Origin of the sequence: Candidatus Nitrosopumilus sp. (assembly GCF_965223225.1) — an archaeon.
Classification (GTDB): Archaea; Thermoproteota; Nitrososphaeria; order Nitrososphaerales; family Nitrosopumilaceae; genus Nitrosopumilus.
The window spans coordinates 1,657,150-1,682,600 of record NZ_CBDCVU010000004.1 but is presented as its reverse complement, the minus strand read 5'-3'; the positions used below and the strand labels follow the sequence as shown (position 1 = coordinate 1,682,600).

36 protein-coding genes are annotated in these 25,451 nt (G+C 33.6%); 17 read left to right on the top strand and 19 right to left on the bottom strand.

All coding sequences use genetic code 11. The features are described 5' to 3' along the window. The first annotated feature begins 44 nt into the window (after positions 1–44). From ACOQN3_RS10660 to ACOQN3_RS10650, 3 genes are read left to right on the top strand one after another with little or no spacing between them, the layout of a single operon-like run. Entirely contained in the window at positions 45–803 is a 759-nt protein-coding gene (locus tag ACOQN3_RS10660) for an ATP/GTP-binding protein (protein WP_420546427.1), read from the top strand. Further along, positions 803–1,720 (top strand): homoserine kinase, encoded by a 918-nt coding sequence (locus ACOQN3_RS10655; protein ID WP_420546426.1) that lies wholly within the window; start codon positions 803–805, stop codon positions 1,718–1,720. The genes ACOQN3_RS10660 and ACOQN3_RS10655 overlap by 1 nt, the downstream gene beginning before the upstream one ends. Before the next feature lie 19 nt (positions 1,721–1,739). Then, positions 1,740–2,420 (top strand): 7-cyano-7-deazaguanine synthase, encoded by a 681-nt coding sequence (locus ACOQN3_RS10650; protein ID WP_420546425.1) that lies wholly within the window; start codon positions 1,740–1,742, stop codon positions 2,418–2,420. Here the strand turns inward: ACOQN3_RS10650 and ACOQN3_RS10645 are convergent. The 7 genes from ACOQN3_RS10645 to ACOQN3_RS10615 all read right to left on the bottom strand — a co-directional run bounded on the left by ACOQN3_RS10645 (position 2,417) and on the right by ACOQN3_RS10615 (position 6,670). Next, complete coding sequence (locus tag ACOQN3_RS10645) at positions 2,417–2,671, bottom strand: hypothetical protein (RefSeq protein ID WP_420546424.1); 255 nt, start codon at positions 2,669–2,671, stop codon at positions 2,417–2,419. The genes ACOQN3_RS10650 and ACOQN3_RS10645 overlap by 4 nt on opposite strands. Positions 2,672–2,712: 41 nt before the next feature. Further along, entirely contained in the window at positions 2,713–3,270 is a 558-nt protein-coding gene (gene folE, locus ACOQN3_RS10640; RefSeq protein ID WP_420546423.1) for a GTP cyclohydrolase I FolE, read from the bottom strand. A gap of 62 nt (positions 3,271–3,332) precedes the next feature. After that, the gene (locus ACOQN3_RS10635) at positions 3,333–4,040 is read right to left on the bottom strand and encodes a 7-carboxy-7-deazaguanine synthase QueE (RefSeq protein WP_420546641.1); all 708 of its coding nucleotides are present in this window, start codon (positions 4,038–4,040) and stop codon (positions 3,333–3,335) included. Positions 4,041–4,088: 48 nt separating this feature from the next. Next, complete coding sequence (locus ACOQN3_RS10630) at positions 4,089–4,283, bottom strand: hypothetical protein (RefSeq protein ID WP_420546422.1); 195 nt, start codon at positions 4,281–4,283, stop codon at positions 4,089–4,091. Between the two features lie 44 nt (positions 4,284–4,327). After that, a complete protein-coding gene (locus ACOQN3_RS10625; protein ID WP_420546421.1) occupies positions 4,328–5,317 on the bottom strand; it encodes a hypothetical protein in 990 nt (329 codons plus the stop codon). Further along, a complete protein-coding gene (locus tag ACOQN3_RS10620; protein ID WP_420546420.1) occupies positions 5,314–6,378 on the bottom strand; it encodes a MarR family transcriptional regulator in 1,065 nt (354 codons plus the stop codon). The genes ACOQN3_RS10625 and ACOQN3_RS10620 overlap by 4 nt, the downstream gene beginning before the upstream one ends. Before the next feature lie 4 nt (positions 6,379–6,382). Beyond that, on the bottom strand, positions 6,383–6,670 hold the full coding sequence (locus ACOQN3_RS10615) for a winged helix-turn-helix domain-containing protein (RefSeq protein WP_179371730.1): 288 nt from the start codon (positions 6,668–6,670) through the stop codon (positions 6,383–6,385). A 504-nt stretch (positions 6,671–7,174) separates the two neighbouring features. On the opposite strand from ACOQN3_RS10615, the gene ACOQN3_RS10610 reads away from it, so the two are divergent. Beyond that, positions 7,175–7,597, top strand: a complete 423-nt coding sequence (locus ACOQN3_RS10610; protein WP_420546419.1) for a hypothetical protein — start codon at positions 7,175–7,177, stop codon at positions 7,595–7,597. Between the two features lie 102 nt (positions 7,598–7,699). Continuing rightward, positions 7,700–8,173, top strand: coding sequence for a transcriptional regulator (locus tag ACOQN3_RS10605; protein ID WP_420546418.1), 474 nt, complete (start codon positions 7,700–7,702; stop codon positions 8,171–8,173). On the opposite strand, the gene ACOQN3_RS10600 is transcribed toward ACOQN3_RS10605, so the two are convergent. Further along, positions 8,174–8,818, bottom strand: coding sequence for a Snf7 family protein (locus ACOQN3_RS10600; RefSeq protein ID WP_420546417.1), 645 nt, complete (start codon positions 8,816–8,818; stop codon positions 8,174–8,176). 227 nt (positions 8,819–9,045) lie between these two features. Between ACOQN3_RS10600 and ACOQN3_RS10595 the strand changes: the two genes are divergently transcribed. The 4 genes from ACOQN3_RS10595 (at position 9,046) to ACOQN3_RS10580 (ending at position 11,556) form a co-directional block, all read left to right on the top strand. Continuing rightward, on the top strand, positions 9,046–9,483 hold the full coding sequence (locus tag ACOQN3_RS10595) for a hypothetical protein (protein ID WP_420546416.1): 438 nt from the start codon (positions 9,046–9,048) through the stop codon (positions 9,481–9,483). 260 nt (positions 9,484–9,743) lie between these two features. Continuing rightward, positions 9,744–10,487, top strand: a complete 744-nt coding sequence (locus tag ACOQN3_RS10590) for an SDR family NAD(P)-dependent oxidoreductase (RefSeq protein WP_420546415.1) — start codon at positions 9,744–9,746, stop codon at positions 10,485–10,487. 40 nt (positions 10,488–10,527) lie between these two features. Continuing rightward, positions 10,528–10,734 carry a hypothetical protein gene (locus tag ACOQN3_RS10585; RefSeq protein WP_420546414.1) on the top strand — a complete coding sequence of 69 codons (207 nt, stop codon included), beginning with the start codon at positions 10,528–10,530 and terminating at the stop codon, positions 10,732–10,734. 9 nt (positions 10,735–10,743) lie between these two features. Further along, complete coding sequence (locus ACOQN3_RS10580) at positions 10,744–11,556, top strand: 3'(2'),5'-bisphosphate nucleotidase CysQ family protein (protein ID WP_420546413.1); 813 nt, start codon at positions 10,744–10,746, stop codon at positions 11,554–11,556. On the opposite strand, the gene cysC is transcribed toward ACOQN3_RS10580, so the two are convergent. Continuing rightward, positions 11,551–12,066 (bottom strand): adenylyl-sulfate kinase, encoded by a 516-nt coding sequence (gene cysC, locus ACOQN3_RS10575; RefSeq protein ID WP_420546412.1) that lies wholly within the window; start codon positions 12,064–12,066, stop codon positions 11,551–11,553. The two genes, ACOQN3_RS10580 and cysC, sit on opposite strands and share 6 nt — an antisense overlap. A gap of 36 nt (positions 12,067–12,102) precedes the next feature. Then, on the bottom strand, positions 12,103–12,645 hold the full coding sequence (locus tag ACOQN3_RS10570) for a hemerythrin domain-containing protein (protein ID WP_420546411.1): 543 nt from the start codon (positions 12,643–12,645) through the stop codon (positions 12,103–12,105). A 117-nt stretch (positions 12,646–12,762) separates the two neighbouring features. Between ACOQN3_RS10570 and ACOQN3_RS10565 the strand changes: the two genes are divergently transcribed. Further along, complete coding sequence (locus ACOQN3_RS10565) at positions 12,763–14,148, top strand: cation:proton antiporter (protein ID WP_420546410.1); 1,386 nt, start codon at positions 12,763–12,765, stop codon at positions 14,146–14,148. Positions 14,149–14,196: 48 nt separating this feature from the next. Here the strand turns inward: ACOQN3_RS10565 and ACOQN3_RS10560 are convergent, their stop codons facing one another. Further along, entirely contained in the window at positions 14,197–15,102 is a 906-nt protein-coding gene (locus tag ACOQN3_RS10560; RefSeq protein WP_420546409.1) for a transcription initiation factor IIB, read from the bottom strand. Between the two features lie 159 nt (positions 15,103–15,261). On the opposite strand from ACOQN3_RS10560, the gene ACOQN3_RS10555 reads away from it, so the two are divergent. Then, positions 15,262–15,633, top strand: a complete 372-nt coding sequence (locus ACOQN3_RS10555) for a hypothetical protein (protein WP_420546408.1) — start codon at positions 15,262–15,264, stop codon at positions 15,631–15,633. A 175-nt stretch (positions 15,634–15,808) separates the two neighbouring features. Here the strand turns inward: ACOQN3_RS10555 and ACOQN3_RS10550 are convergent, their stop codons facing one another. Then, entirely contained in the window at positions 15,809–16,111 is a 303-nt protein-coding gene (locus tag ACOQN3_RS10550) for a hypothetical protein (protein WP_420546407.1), read from the bottom strand. A gap of 104 nt (positions 16,112–16,215) precedes the next feature. Here ACOQN3_RS10550 and ACOQN3_RS10545 point away from each other — a divergent pair, with 104 nt between their 5' ends. Then, positions 16,216–16,425: a hypothetical protein gene (locus tag ACOQN3_RS10545; RefSeq protein WP_420546406.1), complete on the top strand. Its 210-nt coding sequence runs from the start codon at positions 16,216–16,218 to the stop codon at positions 16,423–16,425. A 114-nt stretch (positions 16,426–16,539) separates the two neighbouring features. Continuing rightward, positions 16,540–16,812 (top strand): hypothetical protein, encoded by a 273-nt coding sequence (locus ACOQN3_RS10540; protein ID WP_420546405.1) that lies wholly within the window; start codon positions 16,540–16,542, stop codon positions 16,810–16,812. 9 nt (positions 16,813–16,821) lie between these two features. Here ACOQN3_RS10540 and ACOQN3_RS10535 read toward each other — a convergent pair whose 3' ends face one another. Both ACOQN3_RS10535 and ACOQN3_RS10530 read right to left on the bottom strand, forming a co-directional pair. Beyond that, positions 16,822–17,052 carry a hypothetical protein gene (locus ACOQN3_RS10535; RefSeq protein ID WP_420546404.1) on the bottom strand — a complete coding sequence of 77 codons (231 nt, stop codon included), beginning with the start codon at positions 17,050–17,052 and terminating at the stop codon, positions 16,822–16,824. Between the two features lie 5 nt (positions 17,053–17,057). Next, on the bottom strand, positions 17,058–17,438 hold the full coding sequence (locus ACOQN3_RS10530) for a fluoride efflux transporter FluC (protein ID WP_420546403.1): 381 nt from the start codon (positions 17,436–17,438) through the stop codon (positions 17,058–17,060). Positions 17,439–17,718: 280 nt separating this feature from the next. Between ACOQN3_RS10530 and ACOQN3_RS10525 the strand changes: the two genes are divergently transcribed. Then, on the top strand, positions 17,719–18,639 hold the full coding sequence (locus ACOQN3_RS10525; protein WP_420546402.1) for a transcription initiation factor IIB: 921 nt from the start codon (positions 17,719–17,721) through the stop codon (positions 18,637–18,639). A 41-nt stretch (positions 18,640–18,680) separates the two neighbouring features. Here the strand turns inward: ACOQN3_RS10525 and ACOQN3_RS10520 are convergent, their stop codons facing one another. Next, positions 18,681–19,094: a hypothetical protein gene (locus ACOQN3_RS10520; RefSeq protein WP_420546401.1), complete on the bottom strand. Its 414-nt coding sequence runs from the start codon at positions 19,092–19,094 to the stop codon at positions 18,681–18,683. A gap of 62 nt (positions 19,095–19,156) precedes the next feature. Next, complete coding sequence (locus ACOQN3_RS10515; RefSeq protein ID WP_420546400.1) at positions 19,157–19,375, bottom strand: hypothetical protein; 219 nt, start codon at positions 19,373–19,375, stop codon at positions 19,157–19,159. A 291-nt stretch (positions 19,376–19,666) separates the two neighbouring features. Here ACOQN3_RS10515 and ACOQN3_RS10510 point away from each other — a divergent pair, with 291 nt between their 5' ends. Further along, positions 19,667–21,025: an NAD(P)/FAD-dependent oxidoreductase gene (locus ACOQN3_RS10510; protein ID WP_420546399.1), complete on the top strand. Its 1,359-nt coding sequence runs from the start codon at positions 19,667–19,669 to the stop codon at positions 21,023–21,025. 20 nt (positions 21,026–21,045) lie between these two features. Here ACOQN3_RS10510 and ACOQN3_RS10505 read toward each other — a convergent pair whose 3' ends face one another. Further along, on the bottom strand, positions 21,046–22,578 hold the full coding sequence (locus ACOQN3_RS10505) for a peptidylprolyl isomerase (RefSeq protein ID WP_420546398.1): 1,533 nt from the start codon (positions 22,576–22,578) through the stop codon (positions 21,046–21,048). A 72-nt stretch (positions 22,579–22,650) separates the two neighbouring features. Between ACOQN3_RS10505 and ACOQN3_RS10500 the strand changes: the two genes are divergently transcribed. Further along, positions 22,651–23,142 (top strand): hypothetical protein, encoded by a 492-nt coding sequence (locus ACOQN3_RS10500; protein WP_420546397.1) that lies wholly within the window; start codon positions 22,651–22,653, stop codon positions 23,140–23,142. A gap of 1 nt (position 23,143) precedes the next feature. Then, positions 23,144–23,860: a precorrin-6y C5,15-methyltransferase (decarboxylating) subunit CbiE gene (gene cbiE, locus ACOQN3_RS10495; protein WP_420546396.1), complete on the top strand. Its 717-nt coding sequence runs from the start codon at positions 23,144–23,146 to the stop codon at positions 23,858–23,860. Here cbiE and ACOQN3_RS10490 read toward each other — a convergent pair. Together ACOQN3_RS10490 and ACOQN3_RS10485 are read right to left on the bottom strand one after the other, a co-directional pair. Further along, the gene (locus ACOQN3_RS10490) at positions 23,857–24,786 is read right to left on the bottom strand and encodes a cupredoxin domain-containing protein (RefSeq protein ID WP_420546395.1); all 930 of its coding nucleotides are present in this window, start codon (positions 24,784–24,786) and stop codon (positions 23,857–23,859) included. The two genes, cbiE and ACOQN3_RS10490, sit on opposite strands and share 4 nt — an antisense overlap. Positions 24,787–24,903: 117 nt before the next feature. Continuing rightward, on the bottom strand, positions 24,904–25,407 hold the full coding sequence (locus ACOQN3_RS10485) for a stage II sporulation protein M (RefSeq protein ID WP_420546640.1): 504 nt from the start codon (positions 25,405–25,407) through the stop codon (positions 24,904–24,906). Positions 25,408–25,451 lie beyond the last annotated feature (44 nt).

Below are 25,451 nucleotides of genomic sequence, written 5' to 3'. Positions count from 1 at the left end.
GCCAAGCTAGTTTGAAATAGAAGCATATAAAAAAATCAGATGTATTGAAGACAATTTTTATTTCTGGTACAGCCGGTTCAGGGAAATCGTTGTTAACATCAAAGTTGTATGAATATTATACAAAAAATGGTGCATTTACATCTGTTTTGAATTTAGATCCAGGCGTCGAAAGTCTACCCTATACTTGTGATGTAGACGTCAAAGATTTTGTTGATATTGTATCTATAATGCAACAATATGACCTAGGTCCAAATGGTGCGCTAATTATGGCAAACGACCTCATTGCATCAAAAATAGATGACATAAGGGAAGAAGTGGATAGAATCAATCCGGATTATCTAATTGTAGATACTCCAGGACAAGTGGAATTATTGGCATATCGTTCAAGTGGAAAATTTTTAGTTGAGAATATTGCATCAGATGAAAAAACAAATATTTTTCTTTTCGATGGAGCGTTAATCACAACACCAGTAAATTTTGTTTCAATTGCGCTTCTTGCCACCTCAATTAGGTTACGACTAAATTTACCTACAACAAATGTAGTTACAAAAACAGATCTTATTGGAAATAAACTGAAAGATATTTTGAAGTGGTCTACAAGTTTACCTACCTTAGAAAACGCAATTTCAAAGGAAGCAGATGGAGATACATATACATTAACAACAAACATTTTACGTGGTTTGAATTTAAGTGGATTTGCACAGGGTTTAATTCCTATTTCTAATGTTACAGGAGAAGGTTTTGTTAATCTCGAAGGAGCGTTAAGCAGAATTCTTAATTTAGGTGAAGAGGTCGAAGATTGATGAATTCAAAAATTACAATTCGTGCACCATCAACTACTGCAAATTTAGGTCCAGGTTTTGACGTGTTTGGACTTGCATTAGATGCATTTTATGATGAGATCACATTAACCAAGATCAAAAAAGGAATATCAATAATTACCACTGACAACGTTCCTACAAAATTAGAGGACAACACTGCTGGACTAGTTGTCAAAAATATGAAAAAAAAATTTAAGATTAAAGAAGGAATTGAAATTGAAATTAAAAAAGGAATTCCTGCAGGATTTGGAATGGGAAGTAGTGCTGCATCTGCAGCTGGAGCCGCTGTAGCATTTGATAAATTATTTGGGTTAGGTCTTGATGGAAACAGTCTGGTGGAATTTGCAGGGTATGGGGAGAAAGCAAGTGCAGGTTCAGTCCATTACGATAACGTTGCAGCATCAGTTTTGGGAGGATTTGTTATTGTTAGAACAGATCCCTTAGATGTATTTAGAATAGAACCACCAAAAGATCTTAGGTTATGTGTTGCGGTTCCCAAGCTTAAGGTACCAAAAAAGAAAACAAAAGTTTCTAGAGGAGTCATTCCTAAGAAAATCAAGTTAGAGGATAGTACGAGGAATCTTTCAAATGCATCTACCATAGTTGTTGGATTTCTTACCAAGGATTCTAAATTGATTGGGAAATCAATCAAGGATATCATAGTAGAACCAGCAAGAAAGCACATGATACCAGGATTTGTCAAAGTTAAAGAAAATGCGTTAAAAGCAGGGGCATTAGGAGTGACAATCAGTGGCGCAGGTCCTTCAGTAATTGCTTTTACAGAAAGATCTTCAGATCAGAAAAAAATTTGCAGGGCAATGGAAAAAGGTTTTGCATCAGCTAAAATAGAATGTAAGACAATAATCTGTAAAACCGGTAAAGGTGCTTCAAACAAGTGATAGTTTTTGGTGAGAATAGATGAAAAAAGCAATTATTGTTTTTAGTGGAGGTATTGACTCAGTTTGTGCCGCTTCCTTTTTAAAATCACGATATGAATTACACGGAATAACTTTTTCATATGGACAAAAAGCAAGTATGGAGCTTGATACGGCCAAATATTTTGCAAAAAAAATGAAATTAAAACAACACAAGATAGTTGACATTAGTTTTATGAAGGATTTGTATGGAAATTCCAATGTACTGACTAGTACCAAACGGAAGATTCCAACAAAATTTGATTATTCAATTGTAGTTCCAATTAGAAATGCTGTATTTCTCTCAATTGCTTCAGCATGGGCATATACTCTTAATGCATCCATTGTTGCATATGGAGCCCATACAGGTGACAGGCATTATCCAGATTGTAGACCAATATTTGCAAAAAAATTGGAAACGGCATTTAACCAAGGAGAAATTGATGGAATAAACTCAAAGTTACGGAAAAGACTTGAAATTTGGTCTCCATATAGAGAGGGATTATCAAAAAGTGACTTGTTAAAGATAGGCAAGAAATCTTTAGGAGATGTAATTTTTAATGCATGGAGTTGCTATTCAAACAAAAAGGCTCATTGTGGAGTTTGCGAATCTTGTAATAACAGAAAGTTGGCATTTGAGAAAGCCGGTATTGAAGATAAAACAAAATATGTTAAAAAATACTAGTAACTATTTCGAAGGATTTTCTTTTTGAGAACAAATCCTCTAATTACAATATACCAAGCCAGAAATATTAGTCCAACTATTCCCATGAAGACATAGTTTTGTAATTCGGGAGTAAGTTCTTCAATCGAGTTAGTAATTTCTCTTGAAACAAGCATGGATACTGCAAGAACAATTCCAAACTCAAGTGCAAACCATGTCCAACGAGGCCATGATTCTTTTGGAACATGAACGTTAGGATGAGCACTTCCCATGTTGAAGATCAGAAGAGATGATTATTTAATTATTCAGTATTCTAAAAAGAGGGATCTGAAGCACGTTTCCTAATCAGAGTCATAATTCCCTCTTTTTCCTCTTTATTTTCATAAATTCCTCTGAATGCAGATGATGAAAGCATTGCATCATTTTTTACCCCTCGCATTTTCATACACAAATGCTCAGCATCAGCCAAAACCACAACACCTTTGACTCCTTGAGCATGCAATTCGTCGGCGATATTTTTAGTAAGTCGCTCTTGAATCTGAAGCCTCTTAGAATATTTCTCAACAAGCCTAACTAATTTTGATATGCCAAAAACTCTTCCATTTGGTGAATAAGCGATATGAATTTTGCCAAAAAATGGCAGCATATGATGTTCACACATTGAATAAAACTGAATATTTCGGGCAATAACTACATCAGAGTCTTCAGAAAATTGTACAGATAATTCAGAATCAGAATCATAGCCTCCAAAAATTTCTTTGTACATATTTGCAATTCGTTCAGGAGTTTCTTTCAACCCTTCACGTGTAGGATCCTCTCCCACTTCAATTATCAATTCTCTAACAAGTTTTTTCACTCGTTCTTCGTCCATTTTATACATTCACAGATTTGTGCTACTATTTGAACCTAATCAGATTTTTTACCGTGTTAGAATTATGGGGCCCCAATAATTTTGTGAAGTTGAGGAACTACCTTTACTTCTTCATAATGGGGATAAACTACATCATACAATTTCAATAAGAGATCTAAGGAAGGTTCAGCGATTCCGTATGTTGGTTGGATAATAAATCCATCAATATCATCCTTTGATATAATAGAAAAAATTTTGTTTGTAAGATCATCAAATTCTTTTAATTGAGTTTTTGAACTGACCACAATTTTGATGTAAGTGGTTTTATCAGATCTGACAGATGACTCTAGACATTTCATTGTTTGGCCAATTAATTTTTCGTAATGTTTTGAATCGACAAAACCGGAATCTTTGGTTTTGAATTCAATTTTGGCAATATCAATAAAAGGTAAAACATGATTAAATCTATCCGCATCAAAACATGAAGATTCAAGATAAGTTAAGATTTTTTTATTTTGTACATGTTTTGCCAATAAGGCTACTGACTCATGTTGAATTAAAGGATCGCCTCCAGTAAAATTAACCTTGTAGGTATGGTCTTTAAGATTGGAATCAATCAAATGGTTTGCTTGATCTATTGTATACTCTTTTCCAGAATCAAGTGGTAAGGATTCAGGCGTATCACAATAAAAACAAGTAAAAGGACATCCTGCAAGTCTTACAAAAAGTGTCTTTGTGCCATAGAGAATTCCTTCGCCTTCTACTGATGTAAATATTTCAAATAATCTCACTTTCAAGTAAGTTCAGTAAAATTTTTTCATTATTTATTCAGTGAGTTTTTAGTGCATTACAGGTTCTTTAGTATAAAACAATCCTGAAATAAAGAATACAACGCCTAGAATTCCAATAGTACTGCCTACAAGTTCAATCTGACTTTGATAAATTCCTTCTATTGGAGCCCATAACCATGCCATTAAGGCACCAACAACAATCATTGGAATTCCCACTCCAGCCGTAATTGCTTTAGATGCCATAATCATGCTGTTTGGAAAATGTATATGAAGTTTATGATAAAATGTTAATGAGAATTTTTGATGGTGTGTAATTGCTCTAATAGATCTTTAATTAGATCATTTGCTAGATCAAATTCACCATTATTCAAATGATGTTTAATAATTTCCAATGTTTGTTTTGCTCTTTGAATATCATCATATTCTATGTTACCATTATTAGATAATTCTGAAATGGTTTTCTCAATTTGTAAAAGTCGAGATTCGATTATATCATTATTGGTCAGTTGATACTCTACTTTCAATGACATTACATTTCTAATTTCCTTGATAATTTCACTAGGACTTTCTGCTAAAATGAGATTTTCTTTAGCATTTGATAGTTTTTCAATGATCTCTTGGTCATAATTTTGTTGTTTCGCATACTCAATCAGACGGTCTATTTGTTCTAGATATTTTAATGCGTACTCTTTGGCACGTTGAGACTCGTGATTTGATGCTTCTTCTTTAAGTTCTTGCTTTACTTTCACAATAATGGATTTAATCTCTTTTATAGTTTCAAGAGATAATTTGTATTGTTTATTGTTAATTTGTTCTTGTGCTTGGATAAACAACTTGTCTAGTATAGAGAAGTCAAATGATACGTCATGGTTTTTTGCAAGCAATTTTAAAGTTTTAACATAAGATTGTAGTCTTTGTAGGTCTATTGAAACATGTTCATCATTCAAGTTATTGGAATCACTTTCTTGATTAGACAGTAGTCTTGAAATTTCTGCAAAAATCTTCATTGCAGAAAGAAAATTCTCTTTGGCAGAAATGTCATCTTCATTTCTAATTGCATTTTCTAATGATTCAATATTTTGTGAACCTTTGTTAAATAATTGTTTGATTTTATCAGAAGAATCAATATTTATTTGATTTTCGATTTGGTCTTGTGCACGTTTAGCGATTTTGGAAAGAATTGAAAGATCTTCTTGTGCATAGATATCATTTGTAATACCTCCAAAAATAATGCTAGATATCAAAATTAAGAGACCAAAAGTTAAGATGTTATTCATTCTTCTACATCCTCTGTGTCAATTTTGATTTTTACTAAGTTCTGTAGATCCTTTTTTGTAATCTCAATTAATCCCTGTCTTTCTAATCTTTTTACTGCTCTCCACATGGTAGTGCGTGGTTGAAGGAATTTTTTTCTCAGATCGCTTTCTAAAACTTCTCCGCCATTTTGAGAAATAAATCTAACAATTTCTTTATCATCTTCGCGCATATCTGGTCTGGAATCTAAAATATTTTCAATATTGATTGTGTCATTAGGAATTGATTCAGGTTTTGGATTAGAGTTTGATGATGGTATATTCAAGGAGTTTTTTTGTTTCCTTTTAATTAAAATAATTGCAATTGCTATAGTTGTAGTTATTGGAATAGCTAATAGAACAGCAGAATAAGGTTCGATGGTTGGCTGTTGGGGGTCAACTGGTGGATTGGTAACTGGGGGATTGGTAACTGGTGGATTGGTAACTGGTGGATTGGTATTTCCAAAAATATAGTTAATTTCAGATAAACCTGGATTGAGTTCAAGCTTTGTTTGGTCATCTTGTAATTCCATGTTTAGTGGAAGAGCATTCATGCCAACAATAATGGAGTTTGGAGGCATTAAAAGAGAATATTCAGTTGATGAATCAAATGAGAAAGTCCAGACTCTTCCCTCTTTTGAAATCAAGTCATGAATATCATAATCTATAGTAATAGAGGAGGAGCCTATGGTATCAATTCTTACTTTATCTTCAATAATTTCACTAAACAAAAATCCATTTTCCCCAACTGCGACAAAATTATCCACTGAAGGACCAAACAAATCAACCTCAAAATCTGGTTCCAATGGATCTATATCTAGTTGAGCCGAGACATGAGCTGAACCATCAGCATAAAGAGTAAGATCTAGGGTGCGAGTAGAGCTGAATGAAGTCTGAATTGGCATCATTAAAACAACAACAATTAAGCCAGCTACTATCAATGAAGTCTTAACCATTGTTTCGAGAATACCATCAGTCCTTACAAAAAGCATTCCATCTACTTGGGAATGGATCTTAGTATTGAGAGACTCAATTTCTTGGTGCATCTACTCAATACCTTAGATTCATACTCTCTACTAACCCCTGAAATCTCTTGAATTCTTGGAAGAATTGGAGTCCTTTTTCAGTGATCAGAAAGACTCTGTTCCTGTCATTCTTGACGGATTCGACTAAGCCTGCTTCTACCAGTTTCTCACATTTGTCTAGTACTGCATAGTGAGATAGGTTGGCTTTGCGAGATATTGCAGATACAATGATTCCATTACGACCGCCATCAGCGGTAACGTCTAAGATATCACCCATGATGCCCATTTCGGACCTGTATTGTTGTTTTGACATGGATTAGTATAATCTCAATTGGTTTATCAGGTACATTTTGAAACTTTATAGCGGAACGCATAGCGGAACGGATGTTTCGTGTTAAAAAAAGAGGAATTTTCAACAAAATTGGCGCGCGGGCACTTTGCCAGAAAAAGTCATTCCTAAAATTGAGAGATTATCTAGTGGTCTTTTTTCTGAAACTTTGATTATTTTTCTAATCTTACAAAATTCAATGAATCGATGTAATTGCCAAGAAATATTCTAGAATTCAGTATATAAGGAACAGAACGATTCGTAGTTGTTCCTAAACTAGTATTTAAAGAAAAACCAAATGATGAAAATTAGAAAAAAGCCTGTTTTTGGCATTATGGTACTTTTGATGCTGGGAGCTTCTCCAATATCTGTGACATACTCATTAGCAGATACGTCAAAAACTGGCCAAGATAAGACACATGAAAATCAATTACATATAGAAAAAAAATGCTCAAAATGAGAAAATTAAAGGGATTTTGACTGAGAATATTGTTATCTGATGAACAAACTTCAAGTTGGACATATGTAACTCATAATGCATATGAGTCAGGAATAGTTCTTTTTGACGGAAAAGTCTCCAAGGAAGAGAGTAAATTTTGGACAATTGTATCAAATAATCCTGCAAAGTCTCAAGAAAATCCATCAATTTCAGAATTAAAGGCAAATTCTAATGATATGATTGAATTATCGAATAAAACTTTCTCAGAAGAAAATTTTAGTTACAAAGTCATTTTTTCAGGAAATAATGCAAATATGATTGAAGAAAATGAATACGTCATTTCCTTGATGAAACTAGGTGTAGATAGTCACTATAAAGAAAATGAGATCCTACATTTTACTGATAAAGACGAATCCTATTCGATATTAATTGAACCTACCAACTTTAATCAAAACTATGTAGATATGATGTAAAATAATGGAGTAATCATCATCAAGAGGTAAAAAATCATTCATAAAGTCAGCTTTGGGTTTCTTAGTAACTTTTTATTCTCAGTTTGAATAGAAAGTGATAAAATGTTTGATAAATTCAAAAAAGGTGAAGGGGCAGAAATGACAGTAGAAGAGAGAGTTGAGGAAAAAATAGACGAGACTTCGGTAGAGACAACAAACGAGACTTCATCATCAAGTGATATTGGCATTGGAGAATTAATGGGCAAACGCGCAAAGCTAGAAGAAGCCATAGATTACGTGGGAGTGATGATTAAGAATCTGAAAGACAAAAGAACCTTGCTTGAAAAAGATATTGAAGATGAATCAGTAGATATTAAAAATCTGAAAGAGAAATTACAGAAAGTTAGTGAATACATAGATGAAGAAAATCAAGGAATTAAAGAATTAGCAAACAAGAGAAAACAGGTAGAAAATGAAGCTGATGAAGTAGGAACTATAATCAATAATTTAAGACAAAAACTTTCAGGAATCGACACCATTATTGAAGATGAAGGTAACAAAGTTAAGAGAATTAAAGAATCACGAGATCAACAATAATTAGAAAGATTTTGTGGTTGTGGTAGAGCCTTGAGTATCAGTTGGAACTGAGGGGAACATCTGACCTGCAGAACTTTCTGCAACAGCGGCAGCTTCTTTTAGAATGCTTTCAGATTCAGCGGTCATAGTTTCATCTGTTCCAAATGCTGCATCTCCTGAGAAGCTTTCTGTCATAAAGCCTCCCAACATCTCTGCCATTTGACCAATTTCTTGTTCAGCTCCTGGCATTACTTTTCCTAGAGAAGATTTTAGATTCTTCATCAATCCCATAGTTGGCATAATTGCAACTACGGTATCACCAAGGTCATTAAATGTAGTTAATCTTAATTCTATTTGTTCTAAGGCTATTCTAGCACTACTTAGAATTTTAGTAACTTTACGCACTTCGGCCAATTCATTGCCCAAAACCTTGCTAGTTTGAGTATCATGATTTTGAGTTGCCTCTACAATTCTCTGAAATAATTTTGCATCTCGATCTTGTAAATTTGTTAACATAGAATCTAATTTTTTAATTTGTAATCGTAGTTTTTTTATTCCATTTTCAACTCTTGGTTTCAGAGCACCTTTAGGTTTTATAGTGTCGTTGATTTTTTCAGTAATCGTAGGTTGTGGCTGTTTTGACCATTTATTCTGTAAGTTAGACACAGAACCTCATATTGGAATTGGTACTTAATTTTAAGTGTAAATTTTCATTAACTGCTCATAAAATTTTGCTAACTAACAAGTCGATTGCTGTTGAAAGGTTTTTGTGAGAGAAAATTAGCCGGTTTGAAAAATTTGCAAATAAAAATTCAAAGAGAAGTTGAATTTCGAATACAAGGAAAAGGAGATTATCAGAAAGCTCTTTTTATGTAAATATTAAATTCGATTATGTGAACAAAAAAATGATAATTATTCCAATTGTCATAATATTTGGAATTATTTTTGTGAGTTTTACAACTGATTCGCCTAAAAAAGGAGAGAATTCTGTGGTATTTCATGTAACACTTGCAGATCCAAGTTTGTATGGAGATGATGGAGTTTACACAGAAAAAATCAACGTTAGTGAGGGCCTATACAAATTTAGATTTGTGCCAAATGGAAGCAGTCCAGAAATTTTATCGATAATGTTGAAAGGGGAAAAGTTTGATTTTCACGGAAATTTTGTGCTTGAAAACACTTTGCATGAAACTGGTATTTCACAATATTACACATGGAATTATGAAGGGGAAAAGGAAATTTTGGTGACCATTGATCAAGAAATTTTGGTGACCATTGATCCTAATGGAAACACGATGGGTTCAGTATCAGTAGACATTATAGAAAATTAATTGGCGTAAACCCCTTTACTGCAGAACTTTGAGAGATTTCCTCTCCTTGTCAGAAAACTCTTTTCCGAACACCATTCTCGTTCTGCGGGGCTACGCAGTTTTAGTCGATAGGAATTATATCCATCGGCATTAAATTATATAGTAACTTTAATTATTTAATATTTTCCATTAATTTTTATATAATTTTCGAAAATTTATTGAAAATTTTTGTGCATCCTTTTAACATGGATCTATAAATTACGAATTCATGCCTAAAAATTATGAAATTAGCAAAGAAAGTTGCACTCATAACTGGAGCAAGCAGAGGAATTGGATTAGCTACGGCAAAAATCTTGGCTGAAAATGGTGCAACAGTAGTGATGACTGCAAAAGACTCTGACAGATTACAAAATTCATCACAAGAAGTTCTTAATTCAATTTGTATTTCTGGAGACATCAAAAATAGTCACGATGTTAAAAATATTGTAAAAAAAACAATTGATGAGTTTGGACGATTGGATATTCTGATTAACAACGCAGGAATCTTTCCAAAAATCAAAAAATTGCATGAAATTGATGACGACGAATGGGAAGAAGTATTAGATGTAAATCTTACCGGACAATTCAAGTTTACAAGAGAAGCCATTCCTCACTTACAAAAAACAGGTGGTTCAATAATCAATATTGCATCAGATGCAGGCCTAAAAGCGTATCCAGGTTTTAACGCTGATGCATACTCTGCAACAAAAGGGGCTTTAATTTTACTAACAAAATGCTGGGCATTAGAATATGCTAACGATAAGATTAGAGTTAATTGTATTTGTCCAGGAGTAGTAGATACAGACATGACAAAATCTTTCCTGAAAACAGAAAAAGACAAAGAATTCATGGATAATGAACACCCAATTGGAAGGATTGGTAAACCTGAAGAAATTGCAAATGCAGTACTTTATTTTGTTTCAGACGAGGCTTCTTGGACCACAGGTGCTATCCTTACAGTAGACGGAGGAGAATCAATAAAATGAATTCACAGGAATTTAATACAGCTCAGGAATAGGAATGATGATGAAAGACAGAAAATCCAAAGCCAAATTGATAATACTTTTAGGAATTATTTGGATAATCATTACATTACCTCTTCCGTGGATAATAAATAATCCCGAAGTTTCAGAATCTCAATTTACCACAATACTTGGAATCATCGGAATTATGACCGTTCCATTTATTGTCCTAGGTGTAGTTTGGACACTAAAACCAGAGCTTACAACATAGGGAATTCATTTGATCTTAATTCCTATAACAAATAAAATTCCAGAGTTAGAGATTGCAGTCAATGCTGCAATAAAAGCAGGAGAGACAATACTAGATATTTACGATGGAAATTTTAGGACAACTACAAAAACTGACGATTCTCCTGTAACTGACGCTGATTTTAAAAGCAATGAAATAATTAAGAAAATCCTTTCTAAAACGAACTATTCTATTTTATCTGAAGAAGATATTGACGATCCAAAACGATTATCAGAAAATACAATATGGGTGATAGATCCTCTTGACGGAACTTCAGACTATATTGACAAAACTGGAGAGTTTACAATAATGATATCATTGATAAAAAATAATGAGCCTATTCTGGGAGTGATTGGTTGGCCCACAGAAAAAACGTTGTTTGTTGCACAAAAAGGAAGTGGAGCATTTAGATATTCAAATAATGAATGGACAAAAATGTCTGTATCAAAAATTTCGGATCTTTCACTCTGTAGAACTGTTGGCTCAAGACATCATCTAACAGATAAAGAAAAAAATTTCATTAAAAAATTAGGCATCGTTAATTTCACAAGTATAGGCAGCTCGCTAAAAGTTGGGAAAATCAGTTCAGGTGAAGCCGATGCATACATTACAACTACAGATAAAATGAAAGAGTGGGACTCAGCTGCATCTCACAGTATTGTTCACGAGGCGGGTGGAAAAATGACAGACATGTTAGGCAATGACATATCGTACAATAACAAAGACGTCTACCATCACAATGGGATACTTGTAACAAATGGATTGTTACATGATAAAATAGTAAGAGAATTTAAAAAATTATAATAGATTTTTATTTTTCAGAAATTCTTTGACCTTATTTGCACTTTCAGAAAGCGATTCGTTCTCAGTATCAACTACTAAATCTGCATTCTCAGGAACTTCATAAGGATCATCAATTCCAGTAAATCCTTTGATCTCTCCTTTTCTGGCCTTTGCATACATACCTTTAACATCTCTTTCTTCACACTTTTCAACTGAACATTTTACATAGCATTCAGCAAATTGATCTCCTGCATCAATGATTTTTCTGGCATTTTCTCTGTTTTCAGCATATGGTGATACTAAAGATACACAGCTTGGAACTCCATGTTTTAGTAGGAGTTTTGCTAAATGGGCTACTTTTTTGTTATGCTCGTCTCGTCCTGCTTTTGAAAAGTCTTTTGGGGAAAACCATTCACGTAATTCGTCTCCATCTAACATTGCTAAATTAGGTATATCTTTTTGTAAATCTTTAACAATTGTGGTCTTTCCTGAACAGGGCAAGCCAGTCATCCAAAGAATAAAGGGTTTCATATCTAAAAATCCAAAACAGCACATAAAGAGCTTACGTTAATTTTTTACCCAAGATTGATTTTCCAGATATTCAATCTCTTTGATCATGTCTTCCATTTTTTTGGAGATACTCATTACAGATTTGAACTGATCATACATGTCATATTCTTCCTCTTTTGAAAGAACTTCCGCTTCTGCCTCATCAAAAAATTTTTCTTCTTTTGTCATATGATCCATAAGATATACAGAATATGTTTTGAGGTACCTAGCTACAGGTTCTCTTGCGTCATCGCCTTCATTCCATTTTTTCAGATATTTTTTAATTTGTAATGCAATTCTTCTAGAGAATTCATGTTCTATTAACAATCCTCTAATTTCTTGTTTTAGATGATCATAGCTTGCAACGCACGGAAAATACGAATCTTCCTCTCTGGAATAATGAATTGAATCCAAGAATTCCTCTATTATTACAGTAATTTTATTAATATCAGATAATGGAATGTCTTTTCCAGTATAAAGTTCTGTGTAACATTTGATAATAATTTTGTCTAAACGTCTAATTTGTTTATGATCCTCACGTAGTGTATCAGTTGCACTCAAGTAAATAACAGGGCATTAAGGTTAACTTAATGTGTATCTAAGATTTTTGCTTTAAATCTAACATTGCAACACGATCTAGTTTAATTTTTATCCATACGTAACTACATTTAGTCATTAATGAACTTCACAATTTTATCCATTTTGAATTTATTAACTGGTCAAACAGGTAATGCGCCCTCATTTGCCGGGTTTGATTCAAGTATAATATTGGATAAAATTGCAGAATTAGAAAGATCCGTAGGAACGCTAGCAATTCAAGATGGTCCAATTGCTTCGGCTCATGTAATATTGCTTGCAGCAGGAGTTGTAATTTTTCTTGGAGTGGCAGGTGAAGCATTTTTTAAAAAAACAGGCATTCCAGATGTAACATTTCTAATGATGTTAGGAGTGATAATAGGACCAGTCTTTGGAATTATTCAACCTGAAGCTGTAATTCAAGTTGTGCCGTATTTTGCTGCGTTGGCACTAATCATTATCATGTTTGATGGTGGATTAAATTTAGACATTAAACATGTCATCAAAACTGCTCATTTTTCAGTTACGTTGGCAATACTCGGATTTATTTTGTCAGTTGTCATAATTACACTTGCGGCACACTTTGTGTTAAATTGGTTATGGCTAGAAAGCATCCTTCTTGGATCTATTGTTGGTGGAAGCAGTTCGGCAATTGTGTTTGGACTTGTGAGAAATATCAAAATATCTGAAGAAACAAAATCAATGTTAAGCTTTGAATCAGCATTAACAGACATCCTAGCTACCATTGTTGCATTTATTTTATTTGAAGCGGTATTAGCAGGTCAATTTGATCTTCAAACTCTTCAAGAAACTTTAGGAAGGGCAATAGTAGTTGGTTTGATACTAGGTTTCGGAGTAGGAGTTCCGTGGATGTATGTTTCTACAAAGCTGGGAAATGCGCAGCATGCCTATATGCTTACGCTAGGAGTGTTGTTTGTTTTATTTTTCTTGGCAAATTCATTTGGAGAATCAGGAGCACTGACAGCCTTGGTGTTTGGTTTAATGTTAGGAAACAAGAATCATTTGTCAAAAATACTCAAATTCAAATTACCTAGGATAGAAACAGATGATCCAACTCATAATCAACTTACATTTTTGGTAAGATCTTTCTTCTTTGTATTTGTTGGTTTAATGGCTAGTTTTGGACAAATTGAATATATCATATTTGGTATTTTAATAACGGTTGCAGTTTATTTTGGAAGATTGTTTGTTGGAAAGATAACACTAACGAAAAGATTTTCTAAATTAGATAGAGCAGTAACAAATTCTATGATACCAAGGGGATTAGCTGCTGCCGTACTTGCAACGTATCCTGTAACTATGGGTCTACCTAATGCAGAAGCATACCCACAGATCATATTTTTTATTATTTTATCATCTGTAATTATAACCACAATTGGTTTAGGAAAATCAAAAAACATACCTCCTCCAGAATCTATGGAGGGAGGATTTGTTAAAAAACCACCTGAAGATTCGTCGCAGAGTTAAAACAAGGATTTGAAAATTAAATTAAATTAAGATTTGAAATTCGTCTTGTTATAGGTCTAGAGAATCTTTTAGACCTTTGTATCTATTTCTTATAGTCACTTCTGTAACATTTGCAGCTTCAGCAATATCACGTTGAGTTTTGTCTTCACTATTTTTTACACATGATAGATACAATGCTGCTGCTGCCAGACCCATCGGATCTTTTCCTGCGGAGACTTCATTTTCCTGAGCTTGTTTTAACACTTTTACTGCATATCGTTTTGTTTTTTCAGCTATTCCAATTCTACTTGCAATTCTTGCAACACATTGAATAGAATCAGTTACAGGCATTTTCAAATCCAGTTCCTTGACTAGTAATCTGTAACACCTTGCAATATCCTTCCTTTTGATATTGGCAGCTTGCTCAACGTCTTTCAAATTTCTTGGAGTTTCAGTATCACGACATGCAGCATAAAGTGCTGATGCCATCAAAGCTGAGATTGAGCGACCTCTAACTAGGCCTTTGTCTAAGGCTTTTCTGTAAATATATGCAGCTTTTTCAATTACTGCATCAGATATAGCTAGTTTGTCTTTTAGTCGGTTTAATTCACTAAATGCTTGCCTAAAATTTCGGTCAACAGGCTCATGTACTTGACTTCTACTATCCCAAGTTCGTAGTCTTTCTATTGTACTTTTCATTGATGCTGTAAGAGGTCTTCCAGAGGCATCCTTGTTTACTGGGTTAATTATCGTTGCAAGTCCCATATCATGCATTGTTAATGAGGTTGGAGCACCTGCTCTAGCTCTATCACCGTGTTCATCTTGTGTGAAAGATCGCCATTCAGGTCCAGATTCCTGTAATTTTTCAGTCATAACAAATCCACATTTTGAACAAAACATTTCTCCAGATTCATTATCAGTTACTAATTTTCCCTGTGCACATCTTGGACACATTTCTTTTGTTTTACTTACCATATACGAATCGAGGATCCTGAGTTGGTTGGTATTTATGAATCAACAACTTTTTTTCCAAAATTTTGAGCCTGATAATAAAACAGAATAAGCATTATCGAGTAATTTAACTAAGAAATATGAACATTTTTTGGATATTTCCAATATTGATTGAACTCCATATTGATTACAAATCCAAAAGACAACATCGTGATTGACAGACTTGCAGAAGGTGGTTCATATGGTGTCAATGGAGACAGTGCAGTTTCAAATAATACAAACTCAGGAATTCATTTTCTAAACCTAAACTATTCACAAATTCTGGTTGCAAATAATGAAGTTCGGATGCCTGAGACTTTTCATGATATTGCAATACCCATTACAATAAAGGATACATTTTCAAAAATAGAAACTAAAACTCCTGTTAAAATTACTTTTCAGATCATAACACCTAACGAAGAAATAAATTCTGAATATAATTTTCCTTTTGAAATCATGGTAAGATATACAGACTATATGAGGATGGAACAGAAGATTCACAAACTGTTTCTATAATTTTAAGGCCTAGAATGTTTATGGAAATAATATAGACTGAGGGATATGTATTGGTTATTTCGTTATTGCGCCATATGTCAGTCTTGGGACTAATAGGAATACCTGCAGGTGTGATAATATCACTGTAGATGAGAAGAAATCAAAATTATAGTAAAAAAGACCAAGAAAGAAAAACTTAAGAATTGATTATATTTTCAATTGTTTTGATATATTTTTCATTATATTCATTAAATAACTGAATTTTATCTTGAGCTAAGGCCATAGCACCAGGTCTGCTATTTACGTGATCTCTTGCATTTGTTTGTTCTTCTAAAATTCTAGCAAGTTCAGTTTGTGATTTTGATTCTAGTTCTTTGGTCAAAATTGAAAATTCTTTTTTGAATATCTCTTTTGTGTCAGGATCTAAAGGAGGTTCTGCTCCAATAATTTCTCTGGTCAAGATTTTACCAAAAACTTTCTTGTCTAATTCAAGCATCATGATAATTAAAAACCAACAGTATTATAAACTCAATTTTTTTAAATCATGCAGGTAATTGCATTGCAATCAAATCTTTTATCTCTTTGAGGATTTCTTTGTTTTTCATGACTTACTGTATAGGTAAATGCAAAAATTACAAAGCACACAAACCAATTGAAATTGGAAGATATGCTGCAGGTCAAAAAAGATGCAATTATTGTGAAATATTTCTAGAATATGATGGGATTTGTTGTCCATGCTGTAAGCGACAATTAAGATGTCTTCCAAGAAGTAGGAAGGGAAAGGAAAAGTATTTAGCTCAAGTAGTAAGATAATAGAAATTTTTGTGAACAGTAGAAACCCTTAACAGAATTGTGATTTGTGAAAAATATCTAATCACGCCTGAAAATTAAAGTTCTATTTATAAGAAATTACTCTTATCACTATTTATGACAATTCCTACTGATGTTGAAGAATTTGTTGAAAAACACATCAAGTTAATGATATCTCAGACAGAGACATATCTTCCATTCATTAAGGTTGCATTTCCTTATTCGAAAAATGTTGCTGATGGAGTGTATAATTTGATCATAGGTAGTGCATTATCAGTATTCGTAAATCAATTTGCTATGAGAATGAAATATCCTACAGAAGAAGATTTTGCAGATTTTGGAAAGATTGCTCTCAAGTATAGAGATCAAGTGGACCAATTTTTCAAGTAGTCAATCAAGTCAGCCTAATTCGCCTAGAAAATGAACAATGTCGTTTGTTACTAATACAGTTCTGTCTTTAGGTATTCGATAAAGTTTTTTTGAACCATTAGATGACTGGACTAGGATTTTTGAGTATGGATCTTTTAATGATTTGTAGAGAATACCTTTGTCTCCAATTGATTGAGACCAATTAGTACCTTGTAAAAAAGAAATTGTTTGAAATTTTATAACTTGATAGGAATAGACCATAATTACTAATTATTAATAATTGCACTCATTAAGGATTTTCCTCCAAGCAGTGCTCCAATAGATAGTCCAATGTTTGTCATAATGTTAACAGCAAATGTTGCATAATGTTTGTTCTCTAGAAGATTAGTCGAGTCAAGTGCAAAGGATGACATCGTAGTTAATGAACCACAAAACCCTATTGCTGCAAAAAGAGAATATCTTCCATCAAGGTTCCATTGTTGTGATAATACAATAAACGCTCCAAGAATAAATGCACCAAGAACGTTAACCAGTAAAACATTAACAGGCAAGGTATTGAAGAGTAATTGAGATTCTGTCATTTTGTATCTCAAAAACGCACCAAGTAGCGAACCTACAGCAAGAAATACAAATTCAATGCCCTTCATCATTTTAAATTAAAAAACGACATTATTAGTTGTATTTAATAAAACTAGTTAGTTGTCAGTTTTTATTCCAATGTTCGGGGGTAATTCTTTAGAATCAATTGGAAAATAGTTGTAAAGAATATTTTTTATTTTCAAAAATTATCAATTTGTAGCCATATTTTTTAAAAGAACAATTATTTTTAAAAGGATTAGGTATTTCTTGATTATTTTTTTAAAATTTCATTATTACGTTACCTTAAACAATTTGTTTTTATTTTAAAATCACCTTCTATTAACAACAGTGTTAGAGAATTATTCTGGCAATTTTAATGTCAAATGTCAATTAGATACATGCAAGAACTATCCTGCAGTTACAGACTTTGAACGAGGAGAAATCGTATGTATGAAGTGTGGATCAATTTTACTGCAGAAAATTTGGGACATGTCATCTGAATCAAATACCTTTTCTCAAGAAAGTTATATGAAATCAACAAGAACAGGTCCAAATATTTCACTAACAATGCATGATAAGGGATTATCTACTGTTATTGGTTCTAACAAAGATTCTTGTGGAATCCCATTATCAAATAAATCAAAATATGAATTCAATAGGTTGCGAAAGTGGGATCAAAGAAGTCAATCTAGAAAAACAGCAAGCTTGAGCAAGGCCTTTACCTTGTTACATGCAATGAAGTCGAAACTTGGCATTCCCAATAATGTTGTGGAAAAAACGGCCTACATTTACAGAAAAGTTGTAAATGCAAAATTAACTAGAGGAAGAACCATGAAGTCTCTGATTTCAGCATCATTATATGCTGCATGTAGAGAAAGTGGGATTCCTAGAACATTAGATGATATTGCAATTGCGGGAAATGTTGAAAAGAAAATACTTTCAAGAGATCTAAGGACCATAATTAAAAAACTTGAATTAAATCTTAATCAATATGACACGACGACGTTTATTTCAAAAATTTCAAATAATTTGAATTTAAAAGAAAAAACAAAACGTGATGCATTTGAAATTTTTTACAATTGTGAAAAAAAGCAGATAACGGCTGGAAAACATCCAGTCGTGCAAGCTGCTGCCGCAATCTATGTTTCTTGTATGATAAATAACGAGAAGATTAGTCAGAGCAAAATTTCAGCTGAGTCAGGAGTAAGTAGTGTAACAATAAGAAATAGAGTAAATTCAATTAGGAAAATTATGAAAATAGCTGATTAAATTATAGAGGTCATATGTTTGCCGAATTGGTGATTGTATTTTCAAGGAATCATATCTTTTAATTTAGTTACAAAATCCATAATCAAGCGAGCTTGTTCTAAAACTATTTTTTGAAATTCCTGCATAGAATGCTTTAGTTCTGTTATTTCGGTTTGTAATCTTAATTGTTCGTCTTTAAGATTTGATATCTCTGTTTGTAAGGCGGCATTTTGTTGCTTTAGTTGAGAATTTTCATTTGTTAATCGTTTTAATTTTTCTGATTCAGTTTCTTTTGGGAATGGATCTGGTACTGGAGTAGGATCTGGTAGTTTGATTGGTTCAGGCTCTGGAGTTGGTTCTGGAATTTGAGGAGGTTCAGGCTCTGGAGCACTGTCTGAGGCGGATACAAAAGAAAAGGAATTTGGTGACAAAATTACAAATGCTAGTAAAAAAATAATTGATGTTCTAGTTCTCATAAAAAAGAATTACAATAATTTGTATATGAACATAATTGTGAATTTCAAAATATGTAGGAACTCTACTGATAGAAATCAGGTTCTTGATTCTTTTTCTGTTTTGGTAGATCTTCCATTACGGCTTGAACAACTTCACTATGGTTATAGGTCAAGTGTCTTAGGAATTTTGCAGATTTATCAGATCTTGTTTCTGCGTCTGCAAATAGCATTTCAGGACTGCTTAACTCTGCCATCATAGTATGGCACTCTTGGCAAGGTTCAAAATCAAGATAAAGCTTCAATGTTTTAGGTCATTTTCCTTAGTATTTAGACTATTTTGTAGATCGAGTAGGCATAAAGCTATTTTTTTGAGGCTAGTTAATCCTATATCTCAAAAGGATTACATGCAAACAAAATTAGTTAGAAATTAGTTTTTAGTTAAGACATTGCATGATCATTCTCAATTAGAGGATGATGATCCATTAAGAACTCATAGTTTACATTTAGATATACCTGAAAACATGATAGCAATCTAATTTGGACTGAAGTTAGGCTTTATAGCATATATTCACCTAGATTGTGGGAAGTACGCCTTGGGCAGAAATAAGAAAAAAATTGTAATCTTAGGTGGAGGTTTTGCGGGTGTTGAGTGCTCAAGACAGTTAGAAGATCAATTCAGGGACAACCCTGAAATTGAATTGGTGATGATCAGTGAAGATAATTTTTTACTGTTTACTCCAATGTTGCCCCAGGTAGCATCTGGAATGATCGAGACAAGGCACATAGTCTTACCCATCAGAACAATATGTCAAAAAACCAAATTCTATGAAGGCCGAATAAAAAATATCGATCCATATGGAAAATTAGTTACAATTTGGGGAACAGGAGACAAACGTAGTGTTTCTATCCATTATGATTTTCTAGTAATTGCTCTTGGCAGTGAGACTAATTTCTTTGGCATGGCAGATGTTGAAAAAAATGCGTACACTATGAAGACGCTTAATGACGCAGTAATGTTAAGAAATAGAGTAATAGATATGTTAGAACAAGCAGAAAATGAGACAAATCCAATTTTACGAAAAAGTTTTCTGAACTTTGTAGTAGTTGGAGGTGGATTTGCAGGTGTTGAGACAGCAGGGGAATTGATGGACTTACTTTTAGACGCACGAAAACATTACCCAACAATATACAAAGAAGATTTGAAAGTTGTGATACTAGAAGCATTGCCAATGATTCTACCTGGTTTTAACCAAGATTTAGCAGAATTTGCAAAGCAGAAAATGATAGAGAGAGGAATTGACATTAGGTTGCGTACAGCTGTTACTAGTTTTGATGGAAACGAAGTCACAATAAAGAAGTTAGATGAGAATCCAAAAAATCCTTCAGATGAATCAAAAATAGACGCAATTAGAACAAAAACTTTGGTTTGGACTGCAGGTGTAACACCTGTTAACACAATAAAGAGATCTCTCTTTAAGACAGATAAAGGAAAAGTCATTATCAATAAATACCTAGAAGTTGCAGATTTTCCTGGTGTTTTTGCAATAGGTGATTGTGCATTATTTTTAGATCCTGAAACAAATAGGCCATTTCCTCCGACTGCTCAAATTGCAGAAGCCCAAGCTAAAACTGCTGCAAAAAATTTGAATGCATTGATTACAAATTCTGAAAAAGAGAAATTTGAATATCATTCAAAAGGTCAAATGGCAATTATTGGAAAGAGAACAGGAATTGCAACTTTTCTTGGAATGAATATTTCTGGATTTTGGGCTTGGCTAATTTGGAGAAACGTCTATCTCTCAAAAATATCAACATTTGATAAGAAAGTGAGAGTATTTTTAGACTGGACCATAGATCTTTTCTTTGACAGAGATATTTCCAGACTGAAACTGATGAAGCATAAAACAGAAAAAGAATACAAAGTGCTCGATGAGGTAGACGATGTTTGGTAAAAAAATATCTTACTTGGATTCTATTTTCTGATCTTGTATACAGCTACAGCTGCTACAGGTAATGCAAAATATATTCCAATATTCATCATGATAACTCCAATACCATAAGATACTATCTCAAACTCTGAATCAATTTCTTCATGATTCAAAATAGAAAGAGTTGAAAGCATCGGCGTGATTAAGAGCTTGACAGTTTCCTTGAATAGAGGGCTTTGACGCTCTAGATCTGCAATTGACGGTGAAAAGGAATAATAGATTTGATTAAATGTAGTCATAAAAGCTAGTCCTGAACTTGTTTGTAGTATTTTTGTATCTCTAATCTCTCTTAATTGTTGTACTTGTGGAGCAAGCTCCGATCCATATGTTGCAGTTGCAATCAAGCATCCACCGTTTTCTTCTTCGGTTGATGCATTATCATCAGTAGGAAATGATTGATTTCCTTTTGAAAGAATCTCAAAAGAATCTACCGTTTCTTCAAATCTTGGAATTTGAGAGTCAAAATCATCTATGCCATTTGCGTATGCTATGGTGTAGGTTTTCTCCACATCATAAATCATGATTTCCTTAAACTTTACATCATATTGTTCGTTATTAGAGGAGAATATTCCTTCTGCATCAATTGCATAAGCATCATTTCCATTAATTGTTATTTTTTCTTGGGAGATTAGACTAAGACTTCCTGATTCAACTGCTTTGTTTAACTGTTCATTTTTTTCAGCAATTAAATCGTCAAAAGTTTTTTCATTGGTTAATTGCACAGTCAAAGAAATGACTGGGTTCATCACACCTACCTTAGGACCAACTGCAACTACATCCGGAGAGTCTTCTTGAAGTTTTTCTCTTTGCTGCAATAACCAACCTTCTGGCACACTTAGAGAAATATCATGTTCATCACTTTCAAATTTTTGGTTGCCAGGAGTCGTAACTGAGGTAGATTGTGTTCGTTCTGGTTCTCTCAAATCTAGTTTGTCGGCAACCTCATTGGCATTTACAATTGTTATTTTTGTGATTTTTACTTTTTCTGTGTCTGTTGGATTGTCTCTGTCTCCGGTTTCAACAGAAGCAATCTTGTCAAGTGTATCAAAACTTTCATCAGTTACAATCCGGCCAAAAACTGTGTATTGTTCATCAAGAAAATTAGAATTGCTGTGAACTATGAAAAATTGAGAACCGGCACTGTTAGGATCAGGCGAGCGTGCCATCGAAACAATTCCTCGATCATGTTTGATGGTGTTAAATTCTGCATTTACTCGGTGTGCTGGTCCTCCCAATCCCCAAGTACTAGGATCACCATCAATTGTGTTTGGGTCACCCCCCTGAATCATAAATCCAGGAATTATTCTGTGGAAGATGGTTCCGTCATAGAATCCAGATTCAGCTAATGTGATAAAATTATCAACATGATTTGGTGCATCGTTTGGAAAGAATTCAATTACCATAGTACCAAGATTTGTTTCTAATACAGCAAGTTTTTCGTCGGATTGAGCTAGTGCATTATGACCAAAAGAAAATAGTGTTATCGAAATTGCCATAACAAGTAATATTTTATTCAACAATGTTTTGCAAAAGGAGTTACTTAAAAGGCAATTGATGGGTTTTTAACAAAGATAAAAAAATTAACCCACATGCAACCTGATGAGAAAATTCAGGCACATTTGGTTTCTGTTTGGAGAGAATCAAAAAAATTCCTATCAATTGGTGGAAGGGAAGGTATGCTAATTTTAACGGACAAACACTTGATGTTCATACATAAAACAAAAGCCAAAATGGCTTGGTGGAAAGCAATTACTCAACGACAGGTAGTAAGTTTCATTAAATCAAAAAATACAATGATCCAGCATGACGGATATGGTGAGAAGGAACTAGAAGTTGATTTGGAAGACGACAGAAACGTAGAATTATCTTTTGATGATATTTCCAGCATTAGTTTTGAAGAAAAGGAATGGGGAAGCCTACTACATCTAGAATATGAAAAGGATGGAAAAGAAGAAAAATTTCAGTTTTCAATAGCGCAAGACTGGGTAAAATATCCTGCAAAGGAACCAATGAAGCACATGAAGGTAGATTGGTCCCCCTTTGTGAAATACATTAAAGACAGACAAAAATTTACAAAATAAATTGGGAAAAATTTATGCTGTTGGAGTTGGACCGGGTTCGCCAAAATATGTTACAGAGATTGTAAAGCAAGTAATCAAAGAGTGTGATATTGTAATAGGCTACAAGTATACGTTAAAAACAATCGAGGAAATAATCAAGGGAAAAGAGATTCATGAAATTACTATGAACGACCAAGAAGAGGCATACCAGAAAGTTCTTCCTAGATTAGGGGATAAGAAATTGGTAATTCCATTTACTGGAGATGTCAATTTCTCAGAGTCAGAAGTAGTAGATAGGTTAATAGAAATTTTTGGTGAAATCGAAATTATTCCGGGGATTAGTGCCATTCAGGTAGTAGCAGCCAAAGCCCAAGTTCCACTTGACAAGTCCAAGGTAATAACAATGCACGTAACAACTCCAATTGAAGATAAAAAGTTAGAAATGCAAAAGGCATTGATTGATGGTTTTAGTGTGATTCTGGTTCCTCGCCCATGGCCAAAACAACCAGACAAACATTTTATGCCATCAGAAATAGCTGCTTACCTTGAATCCAATGGTTTTAACATTGCTTCTATGAAGGTTCATGTTTTTGAGGAATTGACTACAGAAAATGAAACTGTTTTTGAAGGCACTGTTAAGGATTTGAAGGGGAAAGAATTTTCTGATTTGTCCGTAGTGGTTTTCAATCAGGCTAAATTAGATTCATACATGAATTACCGATGGCAATGGGAAAACTAGTTTCCAAAATTTTTTCCCTGTCCAAGAACTAGTTTATCAGAATCTGGAAATACATAAGCTACTATTCTCATCCACGGATAATCAGGATCATACAATCTATAGAATCCGGCATCTTCAAATGTTATGTTTGCTGTTTTTCCTGATATAATTTCTCCTGTAGAGATTCTTCCATCTGCAGTAAAGGGATTATGACGATCACCATAGTTTTCTTTACCGCTAAGAATGCTATGCGACACAACATCGTTGTTCATTATCGTAATGGTAGTACCAGGCTCTACTGAGATTCTGTCAGACGAAAAATACCTTAATCGTGAAAGATCAGAAGGAATTTCTGTAGAACTGGTTTGTTCCCTTATTGAACTAGCGTCAATGTAGCTATTTATCAGACCTTGTGTAGATGAACCCCTAAGAATGTGAATGGTAATGTCTTCTAACTTTTCAGAGGTTTGTGTCACATCAATCTGTGAAAGGTTTGAAAGTTTTGTAGTGTAAATTATCTTGAAAGATTCATCTGGAGTGTTAATCCTTCCTGTAAATCCATACACTGCAGCATCTTTGCTTTCATCAACTAACCTTCCAAAAAAACTAATTGTAGTATCAAACCCTGTTGGTCCTTCAACGTTGCCATTTATCCTTATGTAACGACCCTCACGCAAAAATTTTCCTTCTAAATCAGAAATAACGAATTCCTCATCAGCCAAAGTAACAAATCCATCTTCAATCATAAAGTTAATTGTGCTTCCCCTTTGTTGTTGGGATAACAATCCCATATCAATTTCTGAAATTTCAATAAAGTCTTCAGTAACGGCAAATCCTGAACCTTCCAAAATAAAGGCCTGATTTTCTGAAATCTCAGCATATGATTCATCAACAAAGTATCCTATAGCAAATACAAATAATGAAAACAGAAGTATGGCCTTCTTCATGATACAATTGTTTTTTTTATTAGTTTATAATTTGCTACTAAATTATTTTAGATTAAACCAATAGTTAGTATAAACACAGAATTTATGGCCTTTATTGTCTAGGATGTATAGAAAAAATTATCCTTCTAGTAATCCAAACATTCCTTCTTCTTGAGCCAGTTCTATCATGTAAAATTCAATGTATCCTCCTGCCAGAAGTAGACTGATCATGATTCCTATTTCTATTATTGTTGGTTTGATTTGTGGGTAGACAGAGATTTTTTTAATTATTGCCTGAATTAGAAGAAAACTTCTTGAGATGCCCAGTGAATATGCGGTAAGCTCCATCAATCCAAAAGGAGAAAAGAACAGTATGGAAAGTGGCGGAATTTCTTTTAATTCTGGTGCCGTAGTAGCAATTGAAGCAAAGGCAAATCCTGTTGACCATGCTGAAAAGAGACCCCAAACAATTCCAAACCCTGGAATAAACATGGGCAAGGCGATGGTTGTATTGTGGGCGAATATTCCAAAAGCGTCAATGTCTAAAACCAGCTTTTCAAATTCAGATAAAAACTCCTTTGCGTCTTCCTCATTTACAGTAGACATGGAGCCTATCTGGAATGTAGTAGAAAACAAAATCAAAAAAATGAAAAAAGTTGTTAATCTAGATTTATTCACGTCAAGTT